General features: G+C 45.4%; 15 protein-coding genes. 6 read left to right on the forward strand and 9 right to left on the reverse strand.

Going from position 1 to position 10152, the window contains the following annotated elements:
• Window positions 1-42 precede the first annotated feature (42 nt).
• From JI741_RS23310 to JI741_RS23320, 3 genes are all read right to left on the reverse strand, one after another.
• Entirely contained in the window at window positions 43-1419 is a 1377-nt protein-coding gene (locus tag JI741_RS23310; RefSeq protein WP_202013825.1) for a sensor histidine kinase, read from the reverse strand.
• Between the two features lie 2 nt (window positions 1420-1421).
• On the reverse strand, window positions 1422-2099 hold the full coding sequence (locus tag JI741_RS23315) for a response regulator transcription factor (RefSeq protein WP_202013826.1): 678 nt from the start codon (window positions 2097-2099) through the stop codon (window positions 1422-1424).
• 79 nt (window positions 2100-2178) lie between these two features.
• Window positions 2179-2562 carry a YidH family protein gene (locus JI741_RS23320; RefSeq protein ID WP_202013827.1) on the reverse strand — a complete coding sequence of 128 codons (384 nt, stop codon included), beginning with the start codon at window positions 2560-2562 and terminating at the stop codon, window positions 2179-2181.
• 225 nt (window positions 2563-2787) lie between these two features.
• On the opposite strand from JI741_RS23320, the gene lgt reads away from it, so the two are divergent.
• The 6 genes from lgt (at window position 2788) to JI741_RS23350 (ending at window position 6143) form a co-directional block, all read left to right on the forward strand.
• Complete coding sequence (gene lgt, locus JI741_RS23325) at window positions 2788-3639, forward strand: prolipoprotein diacylglyceryl transferase (protein ID WP_202013828.1); 852 nt, start codon at window positions 2788-2790, stop codon at window positions 3637-3639.
• Window positions 3640-3668: 29 nt separating this feature from the next.
• Complete coding sequence (locus tag JI741_RS23330) at window positions 3669-3917, forward strand: hypothetical protein (RefSeq protein WP_202013829.1); 249 nt, start codon at window positions 3669-3671, stop codon at window positions 3915-3917.
• Window positions 3918-3943: 26 nt separating this feature from the next.
• Window positions 3944-4324 carry a HAMP domain-containing protein gene (locus tag JI741_RS23335; RefSeq protein ID WP_202013830.1) on the forward strand — a complete coding sequence of 127 codons (381 nt, stop codon included), beginning with the start codon at window positions 3944-3946 and terminating at the stop codon, window positions 4322-4324.
• 82 nt (window positions 4325-4406) lie between these two features.
• Window positions 4407-4808 (forward strand): sensor histidine kinase, encoded by a 402-nt coding sequence (locus JI741_RS23340; protein ID WP_202013831.1) that lies wholly within the window; start codon window positions 4407-4409, stop codon window positions 4806-4808.
• 57 nt (window positions 4809-4865) lie between these two features.
• Entirely contained in the window at window positions 4866-5219 is a 354-nt protein-coding gene (locus JI741_RS23345) for a response regulator (protein ID WP_202013832.1), read from the forward strand.
• Window positions 5220-5774: 555 nt separating this feature from the next.
• The gene (locus JI741_RS23350; protein ID WP_202013833.1) at window positions 5775-6143 is read left to right on the forward strand and encodes a response regulator; all 369 of its coding nucleotides are present in this window, start codon (window positions 5775-5777) and stop codon (window positions 6141-6143) included.
• Between the two features lie 115 nt (window positions 6144-6258).
• On the opposite strand, the gene JI741_RS33110 is transcribed toward JI741_RS23350, so the two are convergent.
• The 6 genes from JI741_RS33110 to JI741_RS23375 all read right to left on the reverse strand — a co-directional run.
• Window positions 6259-6411, reverse strand: a complete 153-nt coding sequence (locus tag JI741_RS33110) for a rhodanese-like domain-containing protein (protein ID WP_369411845.1) — start codon at window positions 6409-6411, stop codon at window positions 6259-6261.
• Window positions 6399-6554 (reverse strand): rhodanese-like domain-containing protein, encoded by a 156-nt coding sequence (locus JI741_RS32630; RefSeq protein ID WP_236676241.1) that lies wholly within the window; start codon window positions 6552-6554, stop codon window positions 6399-6401. Before JI741_RS32630 ends, JI741_RS33110 begins: the two co-directional genes overlap by 13 nt.
• Entirely contained in the window at window positions 6551-6787 is a 237-nt protein-coding gene (locus JI741_RS23360; protein WP_202013834.1) for a YgaP family membrane protein, read from the reverse strand. The genes JI741_RS32630 and JI741_RS23360 overlap by 4 nt, the downstream gene beginning before the upstream one ends.
• A gap of 161 nt (window positions 6788-6948) precedes the next feature.
• On the reverse strand, window positions 6949-7143 hold the full coding sequence (locus JI741_RS23365) for a YgaP family membrane protein (RefSeq protein ID WP_202013835.1): 195 nt from the start codon (window positions 7141-7143) through the stop codon (window positions 6949-6951).
• 171 nt (window positions 7144-7314) lie between these two features.
• On the reverse strand, window positions 7315-7632 hold the full coding sequence (locus JI741_RS23370) for a hypothetical protein (protein ID WP_202013836.1): 318 nt from the start codon (window positions 7630-7632) through the stop codon (window positions 7315-7317).
• Window positions 7633-7649: 17 nt separating this feature from the next.
• Window positions 7650-10152, reverse strand: a 2503-nt coding sequence (locus tag JI741_RS23375; protein WP_202013837.1) for an efflux RND transporter permease subunit, incomplete at its 5' end; no start/stop codon positions are given.

Consider the following 10152-nt stretch of genomic DNA (forward strand, 5'->3'; position numbering starts at 1 on the left):
GATTAAAGCGAAATTAGAGCGGTATTAGAAGGCGTTAATACGCTATACCGCCTGTATAACATTAGCGGGTAGCAACAACGTGACGGTGACCCCACCCTGGGTATTATTTTTAACGATCATCTCGCCTTTGTGAAGGGCAACAATGCGCTTGGTAAGGGGGAGCCCAAGTCCGAAACCTTCAATGCCCATGGTATTCTTGCCACGGTACAAAGGGTCCAGAATGTTTTTCATGTCTTCGTCCTGGATGCCGATACCCTGGTCGGTAAAACTTATAGAAACAGATGACTCTGAAATTGCTCTCACAAAAATTTCAATCTTTTTACCGGACGAGTATTTGGATGCATTGTCGATGATGTTCAATAGGGCCGTTCGAAGCAGGTGAATATTTCCCATTAATTCGATCGAAACATCTTTCGGCAGGCACTCGTCAATACGAAGCAAAAATTCCTGCTCCAGATTCTTCAGCTTAAAGAAACTGATAACGTCGATGAGCAGATCCAGGCTGTTGATCCGTTGCATTTCGATCTCTTCGGTAGCATCTACTTTTGCCAATTGGAGTAGCCCGTTAATGAGGCCGATGGCTTTCTGAAGTTCCTTATGACCGGCCTTCATACTTTTTTTTACCGTATGCACATCGTTATCGTAATTTACGGAAGTCTCCAGGATCCCCGATACGGCCGTGAGGGGTGTTCGAAGTTCGTGCGAGGCATGGGCAATAAAGGACTTCTGAAGTTCTACAAGCTCTTGAATCCGTTCCAGCACTTTATTAAACGAAGCCGCTACGACCCCGATCTCGTCTCGGGGGTTTCGGTAATGCAACCGGAAGCGCACATCATCGGACCGCACCGCTTCGGCCTGCGTCACCAGTTCATCGATGGGCTTTAAAATACTGCGGGCAAAGAGGTAGCCCGACAATCCGATGAGCATCAGGAAAAAGATGTTTCCGAAAATAAGGATGTACGCCAGGTTCCGTGCCTGCTCTCTTCCGATCTTGTCGTAGGCGGTGATGATAATTATTTTGGTTTGATCGGATGGGCCAAATGAAAAGGCATAGCCGTCTTTTTGCTCATTTCTTCTAGGTCTTAAATACTCAAAATAGAACTCCTTATTTTTTTTTACCGAATCAAGAAAGTGCTGGTCAAATTTAAAGTCGTTGAGGTCGTTAATGGCGAAGACCAGATTACGATGTTCATCAAAAACGTATTCGGATTGTTCGGGAATACTGGTGATAATTTTTTCCGCCAGTTGGTTGTGAAGATCGTAAATTTCTTTTGTCGCCAGGGCCTTATTCCTGATACGCTCCCTAAAGGCTTCTTCTCTGGAATTGGTATAGGCAACGTAGATATATAGCGAGAAAAGAAAGAACAAAACCCCCGTGAGTCCGCTAAACCAAATAATAATTTTATAGCGAATCAACATGGTTAATCTTCTCTAAGCATGTAACCCATACCCACGACAGTGTGTAGCAGTTTTTGCGGATAATCTTTGTCTATTTTTTTTCGCAGGTAGTTAATGTATACATCAATCACATTGGTGGAAGTATCAAAGTCCAGGTCCCACACCTTCTCGGCAATGTCTACACGGCTCACCACACGGCCTTTGTTAATCATCAAATATTCCAGGAGCGAATATTCACGCGCGGTAAGATCCAGTCGCTTTCCGGCGCGGCTCACAATCTTTCCGGAGGTATCCATCTCCAGGTCGGCAATCACCAGCTTTTGCGCGCCGTAGCCTGCCTGACTGGTTCTGCGAATAAGGGCTTTCGCCCGCAGCAGCAATTCCCTGAACTCAAAGGGCTTAACCAAATAATCATCGGCACCGGATTCAAATCCTGTGACTTTGTCTTCAATGCTATCGAGCGCTGTTAAGAAAATGACGGGAATGAATGGGTTTATCTTTTTGAAATGCTGGCATAGCTGATACCCGTTTAACCCAGGAAGGTTAACATCCAATATGGCCAGGTCATAGTGCTTCTTTTCGAAAAGACTTTTTGCAATACTGCCATCAAAGGCTACGTCAATCTGGTATCCCTCGCTGACAAAGCCTTTTTTTATAAACCTGGAAACACTCTCTTCATCTTCTACCAGTATAAGCTGCATATACTATATTTTCCATTTGAATACACCCGCCTCATGCGAGCCTTAGCTCAAATTTCGCGCACGCACTTCCTTCAGAAACTCAAATACTCGGTACCAGATAAATGACCAGCAATACTCCGGTGAGGATCATGACCACAGTCAAAAATACGGAAAGAGTCAAGGAAGGAAAGAATGTATGCGCGTGGAGTTGTCTCTCAATGTTCTTATATCGGAAAAAAGCAAGCAAGGTCATGATCGTTCCAAGCCCGACCAGGGCGATGCCAATGATGGCCGAATAACCTTTACTGGGAAGCGGAATAGCCTTGCTACCATCTCCTAAAATGAGTGTGACCTGCTTCAAAAACAAAGCAAACTTCACCACTACAAAACCAAAAGCCATTATGGCGATACCGGTTCTGATCCAAGCCAGGAAGGTCCGTTCATTGGCTAAATGGTCGGTGGGACTGGGCTGCTTTTCTTCCATTGTGATTCAAACAAATTCGGCGTTTAAAAGATAGGTATAGTTTCTCAAGTATCGACAAGAAAACCTAACCATCTGAATTTCAGTGATTAAATCGAGATTAAATCCATCAATCCACCCGCCCGGGACTTGGAAGCCCGGCAGATTTGGACCTACTTGCAGTTTTTTCAAAGACTAGGTTTTATGTATCTGTTCATGAAATCAACCTCATAATAATCGGATACTTACATGCTGCCAGCCTCATTTGTCACACCTGCATTCATTCATTGGAACCCAAGCCCAACCCTTTTTGACTTTGGCATTTTCTCCGTGCGCTGGTACGGTATGTTGTTTGCGTTAGGCTTGGTGTTGAGCTATCAGATTTTACAACACTACTTCATAAAAGAAAAAGTCGTTTCTAGCTTGCTTGATAGCTTGACGATTTATGTTGTACTGGCGGCCGTGATTGGCGCACGGTTAGGCCACTGTCTGTTTTATGATTTTGATTACTATGCGGATCATATACTGGAAATATTCCTGCCGGTGAAGTTTCAGCCTCAATTTGAATTTATAGGGTTCCAAGGCCTGGCCAGTCACGGAGGTGCTTTTGGGATTTTAATAGCTATTGCTATCTTCTGCATCCGGAGGAATATCTCCTTTTTTTGGGTATTGGACAAACTGGCTTTGGTTATTCCACTGGCAGGATGTTGTATCCGTCTGGGCAACCTGATGAACTCTGAAATTCTGGGCAAACCCACCACGGTTCCCTGGGCGTTTATTTTTGAACAGGAGGACCTGAAACCGCGACACCCGGCTCAACTTTACGAAGCGTTATCCTACCTGCTGATTTTCGTTGCCTTGCATTTTCTTAATCGCGGTTTGGACAGGCGTCCTGGATTTATCTTCGGCATTTTTTTGGTCCTGCTTTTCGCGACACGGTTCCTTTTGGAATTTCTAAAAGAAAACCAATCTCCATTTGAAAGTGATTTGACTTTTAATATGGGCCAATTACTGAGTATACCTTTTATTCTACTCGGTCTTATATTGGCTATTCTAAAACGAGGTCCTGAGACTATTGATTTCTCAAACAAGCTGGGATGAAAAGGATACCTACAAATTCAATTTGACAAATGGCAACCTCTATTGAAGCTGATTTCCGGAAGCGGTTAAATGTGGCATTATCTCCGTTTATCGAAATGCTGGAAGCAAAGAAAGAATTGCTTCCCAAGGACGATTGGATGCGGCTCGTGTACCGGGTGGAATCCAGTATTATTGATACACCCGATCAATACCTGAAGGGCGAGTATCCTTCTAGAATCCTGTTCCAAACCATCGTCGCGGAAATCTTCCAGGAATTTTTGAAGGAAGACGGCAACTAATTTTTTCCAAGTATGTAGACCCCTTTTTGAAATTCCTGGATGTAGCCCTCACATCCGGACTCTTCATCGCATATTATATTTCTTCACGAATCGTGAAAATGGCCAATGCCACTGCAGGCGGAGACTATCACGTTTATATCAATGAAAACGGCAACAGTGAATTAAATCTGCTCGCAGTGGCTTTGAATGAGATGGCAAAAGTTCTGGATGAAAATATCTCGCAGTTGAAAAAACAAAAGGACGAGCTTGACCACTTTGCTCACACTGTATCACGACATGAGGAGCCCCTTCGTGACATTGACAACGTAGTGACGTGGATTGAGGAAGATCGCAGTATTGGCTTGCCACCTAAGGTCATCGAATACCTTACCATCATCAAGGGGCCGTTAACCGGGCTGAGAATTTAATAAGATTCTGACCTATGCTCGGGTTGGCAAGGAAGAATCGGTGAAGGAGCATCTTCATATTCGTGAATTACTGGACGAGGTGATGGAATATAATATACAGCCCAGGGTTGGAATAACACTAGTCGTGGCTTCCGACCTTCCCTTGTTGTATACTGAACGGTTGCCCTTGTTGCAAATATTTACCAACCTGGTCGGAAACGCCTTCAAGCATCACGACAAAGAAAAGGGCGAGGTGAAAGTATTTCACAAAAACAAAGGTGAATTTTACGAGTTTTTTGTTGAGGATGATGGCCCGGGCATTGAAGTGATCTACCATGAAAAGATATTTGAAATGTTCCAGACCTTGAAAGACAAAGACGTCTTTGAAAGCACGGGGATCGGGCTGACCATTGTGAAAAAAATTCTGAAAGACCGAAAACTGGAAGTGAATATGTATTCTGAGCCCGGAAAGGGATCAACTTTTTCATTTACCTGGCCAAAATGAATACTATGAAACGGATCATCAACATCCTGCTGGTGGAAGACGATACTTTGGATCAGATTGAGTTACAAGGACACTCAACAAACGGAATATCCTGCACCGGCTACAAATCGCAAAAACGGCGAGGATGCCCTGTACATGCTTCAGGAAGAGCCGGCAGCAAAAATGCCCGATCTTATTCTGCTCGATCTGAACATGCCCAAAATGAATGGCTTTGAGCTACTCAGCCTGATCCGGGAAAACGATCATTGGAAAGACATAAAAGTCTTCATCCAGACAACATCAGACCAGTCGGAAGACAAAACTTTGGCGCAGACACTGGGAATTTCCGGTTTCATTACCAAACCGCTAAAACTGGATAGCCTATCATCCATGGACGCCTTTAATCTGATGATGGACCTGATGAATATGTGAAGGAGAAGAAAGACAAAAACCCATGGCCTTCTGCCGATGGGTTTTTGCGAGTTTTCAAAAACCTTATAACCAATCCCGGTTATTGAGGTGATTCAAAAGTAACACCTGACAACCCAGATGTTCGATAAAGTCCATTAAAAAGGCATTAAAAGCAGATTAAAGTAGGACATGAAAATCCTGGCAATCAAAGATGACCAGCAAAGCGTCATCTCCTATCAAGCATGGAACTGGAGGAACAACCATGGCCGGCACCCATTGTGAGTCTGTACCAGCCATCAAACCCTTTTCTCAATCTCCGTTCCCGCAAGAAACCGACACCCCTTAATGCCGATTTAATTTCGATTTAATGAAAAGGTGTTCCAGTTATTGCATGTAAGTCGTTTCTTGATGTCTCCACTTATGAATGCACTCCTGATCTCAAATGCTCTAAACCCGTTCTTACGCTAACGGATTAATATGTTCATAAAAGATTCAGACCGAATTCATCAACCTTACCAAAAAGTATTTATGGGCCGGAAATCAATAAAATCTTGTCTTTTTATAAACAGTGATCCCATGGACCAGGCTAATTTTGTGCGAGCCGTCACTCACGCGGCACCTGGTACGATCTGCTTCATGGCGCCCAACGCGCTGGACGCCCTCTCCATTATCCGCGATAACACCATTATCCCGGATTACATTTTCGTAGACCTAATGATGCCGGGATTAAACGCCATTGAATTTTTAAGGCTTATTAAACAAATAAGCGTCCTCAAAGACATTCCGGTGGTCGTTCATGCTAACCAGCCTGTTCCCGACCGGCTGGTCGATTTAAAGCAAGCCGGAGCGTTTGCTATCCATTTCAGGCCATACGACCATCGGGGAATCTTGAATTTTTTAAGTTTATATTTCCACAATGATAAAACCAGGGTATTGATGAACTAACCCAATTAGTTAATATTAGTGGTCGTACTTTGATAGAAAAAACCGGACGCCCCGGGTTCTTCTTCCCGCATTTTTCACAGAGGATATATTCCAATTTTACAATTTACGCTGAAGGCTATTCCAACTTCCTCCGATATGCACTTTGTTTGTAGCCCTTGGCTTTCAAAATGCCTTTTGCGGACGCACTTCTCATACCTGAGGCACAACACGTAATAATGGGTACTTGCTTATTGGGAATTCGATGAAGATTAGCACTCAACTGGTCCACGGAAATATTAATCGACCCTTGATATGACCACCGGCATACTCGCCCTTGGTGCGTACATCGAAAATGATAGTTCCTTCTTTTACCAATTGTGCATAATTTTCCCTAGGTGCTCTTCCAAAAATTTTCTTCAGCGTCTCAATCATGTTGCGTGAGTTTTTGAAGCTTTATCGCCAAGCTTCTTACGCAGGGTATTCAGGCCGAAAGGCAAATACAGCGGACAAAAGCTGACCAGGCTGGTGAACAGAAAAATGACGGACAGCACAATAAGGACCAAGCCAGGAATTCCTTTCAGGACACCTGTAACATAAAGCGTAATCAATGCTGCCGCGATAATCCCCCGGATTATACGGTCAGCGGAACCCATATTCTTTTTCATATATACTTTTTTTGTGTTTGAACCGTAAGATTTAAAGGCAACTTAATCACACATGCCTTCCTTTCAGGAAAGTATGTATATACCCACAACCTCGTGCTGATATACCTCACGTTTGAAACTGATTTTTCTCATAGCTCCAGACAGGCCAGGTTTCGTCAGTATCAACACGCGCCCTTTTCAACTCCGGCTTTATCCAGGATCAGCTCCAGCGGGCAAAATCGGGTGAAGGAAGACTGCAAGAGGTTGAGCCCGACAAATGCGGTGAGCCCCAGCCAATAGATGCTTACAAAATAAGCGAGGGTGATGCTGATCAGTATCAGAGTTCCAGCCACCGCTCTTACAATTCGTTCTCTCATATCAATGCATTTTTTAGTGTGAATGTTATGTCATGTACTTCTGGCCCTTAGTCACTTCGCAGGGCTGTAAATTTTCTACATACCTGCATAAGATTTCTCTGCACCTTGGCAGAGCAACCATGGCAGTCACTCTCGCCTTGTCCTCCCTGCCATGGTGATTGCTGTTCGTTCTCATGCCAGGGCGTAAGTTGATTTATCGACCGGCAGAATAAAGGCATGAATCGGGAAGCCTGTTTCGTCTTCGGCATTGAACTTTTTTACCAACAGCAGCGTCTTATCTGCTTTCTCTTCATCGGTGAAACTGAATAGAAAAACGGAATCAAAATTTTCATTTCCGCTACCGAACCAATTGTCCAGCAAGTTAGGCGAATGCTGGTCCTTGAATCCAATGGTTTCTGTTATACTGAATACGCTAATCCCCGAAAGGTCCATGATTTGCGCCACCTTCTTTTGATATTCCTTTAAGCTCGTTATCACTAGGAGTTTCATATCTGTATTGGAATAAGTTATAGTGGTTGCTTGGCGGGTTGCTTGCGCATCATTTTGAAGTATAACAGCGGCACAACCAGCAAGGTGAGAAACGTTGAGGTAATGGTTCCGCCCATCAGGGAGATCGCCAGACCCTGAAAGATCGGATCGAACAGAATGATGACGGCGCCCAACACCACAGCACCGGCCGTTAACAGGATCGGAGTTGTGCGAACGGCTCCGGCTTCAATGATCGCCTGTTTCAACGGAATACCGTCTTCCAATCGGATGTTGATAAAGTCAATGAGCAAGACTGAATTTCTAACCATCACACCCGCGAGCGCTATGAATCCGATCATGGACGTAGCCGTGAAGTAAGCACCCAGCATCCAATGACCAAGGACGATACCGATCAATGACAGGGGGATTGCGGCAAGCATCACCAGGGGAACCTTGAAGTCCTGGAACCACCCCACAATAAGCATGTAAATCATGATGATGACGACTCCGAACGCTATCCCCAGGTCACGGAATACCTCATAGGTGATCTGCCATTCACCATCCCACTTCAGTGTGAAGTTGTCTTCATACTCCGGTTGCTCATTAAAAGATTCTTCCAGTGTATATCCCTTTTTGATGTTGATACTTTTGAGCTTGTCCGAGATGTCAAAGATGGCATACGAGGGACTCTCCAGTTCACCCGCCATATCGGCCAGCACGTAGACTACGCGTTTTTGATTTTTCCGGTAGATGCTTTTCTCCTTCACTTCTTTACGGATGTTTACCAGGTCGCCAACGGGAATGGCCTGTCCTTGCCGGTTAATGATTTTCAGATTCCTGAGATCATCGACACCGGACTTTTCGGCATCATTCAATTGAAGCACAATGTTCACCGGATCGAACGATACCGGATTATGGACAGAACCCACGGGCATATTCGATAGCGCTGCACTCAGCATGGAGACAACCTGGGCAGGTGCCACACCATAGCGCATGGCTTTTTCCTTGTCTACTTCAAAGCGATACTCCGGTTGGTCTGCCTCCGTCATCCAGTCGGTGTCAACCACGCTTGGTGTAGTTTCTATGAGCTTTTTCACCTGGCCTGCAATACGGATCTGTTCATCGTAATCTGGTCCATAAACCTCAGCAACAATGGTTGACAACACGGGAGGTCCTGGCGGAACTTCCACCAGCTTGGCGTTGGCATTGTATTTCCTGGCAATCTTCTGAACACCCGGTCGTAGTTGTTTTACGATCTCATGGCTTTGAATACTCCGATCCTTTTTGTCGGAAAGATTCACCTGTATATCCGCCACGTTATCACCGCGGCGCAAGTCATAATGACGAACCAGGCCGTTGAAGCTGATGGGGCTTGCTGTTCCCACATAGCCCTGGTAGTTTTTCACCAATTGTTGCCGGGAAATATATTGTGCAATGTCTTTCGTAACGGCAGCCGTCCGCTCCAGCGTCGTTCCCTCCGGCATATCAATCACGACCTGAAACTCGTTCTTGTTGTCGAAGGGAAGCATCTTCACGGCCACCCATTTGGTATAGAAAAATGACACCGAAATCAGCAGCACCGCAACCGTGGCCAGGATAAATGCCCAACGTTTCCAACGTGTTTCGAGCATGGGATTGATAAAGCTTTTGTACAACCTATAGATTTTTGATTCCTCTAATGCCATAGGATGCGTTTCATCGTGCCCGTCCTTTTCGCAAAGGAACAGGTAACCCAGGTACGGCGTGAGTGTGAGCGCTACGACCAGCGAAAGCATCATAGCAATGGAGGCGCCAATGGGCATAGGGCTCATGTACGGCCCCATCATTCCGGAAACGAAAGCCATGGGCAGCACGGCCGCAATCACGGTGAACGTCGCCAGAATCGTTGGATTGCCCACTTCGTTGATCGCAAAAATGGCAGCCTGCAGGAAGGGCATCCGCTTCATTTTAAAATGGCGGTGCATATTCTCAGCGATGATGATGGAATCATCGACCACAATGCCGGTGATGAACACCAACGCAAAGAGCGTGATCCGGTTGAGCGTATAGTCAAGGAGGTAGTAACTGAACAGCGTCAAGGCAAAAGTTACCGGTACCGATAAAAATACAACCAAGCCACCACGCCACCCCATGGCCAGCATGACGAATAGTGTAACGGCTATAACGGCAATAAAAAGGTGAAGCAAGAGCTCCGACACTTTTTCGGACGCGGTCTCCCCATAGTTCCGGGTTTCGCTCACCTGTACCTCATCGGGGATCAATTCCTTTTTGAGATGGTCTATCTTGGTGATGATGCGTTCGGACAATTTCATAGCATCGGCACCTTTCTTCTTGGAAACAGACAGCGTAACGGCCGGATACTCGGATCTATATTTCCCGGCTTGCGCCTGATCATACTGACCCACCCCGTAAAACACGTATTGCGATGGTTTCTCGGCTCCTTCTTCAATTTTTGCTACTTGCTTCAGGTAAACCGGTTGCCCGTTGTTTGATCCGATGACCAGACCGGCTACTTCTTCTGCAGTTCTGAGGAAATTCCCG

It is taken from the genome of Chryseolinea lacunae (genome assembly GCF_016735595.1).
Taxonomy (GTDB): domain Bacteria; phylum Bacteroidota; class Bacteroidia; order Cytophagales; family Cyclobacteriaceae; genus Chryseolinea; species Chryseolinea lacunae.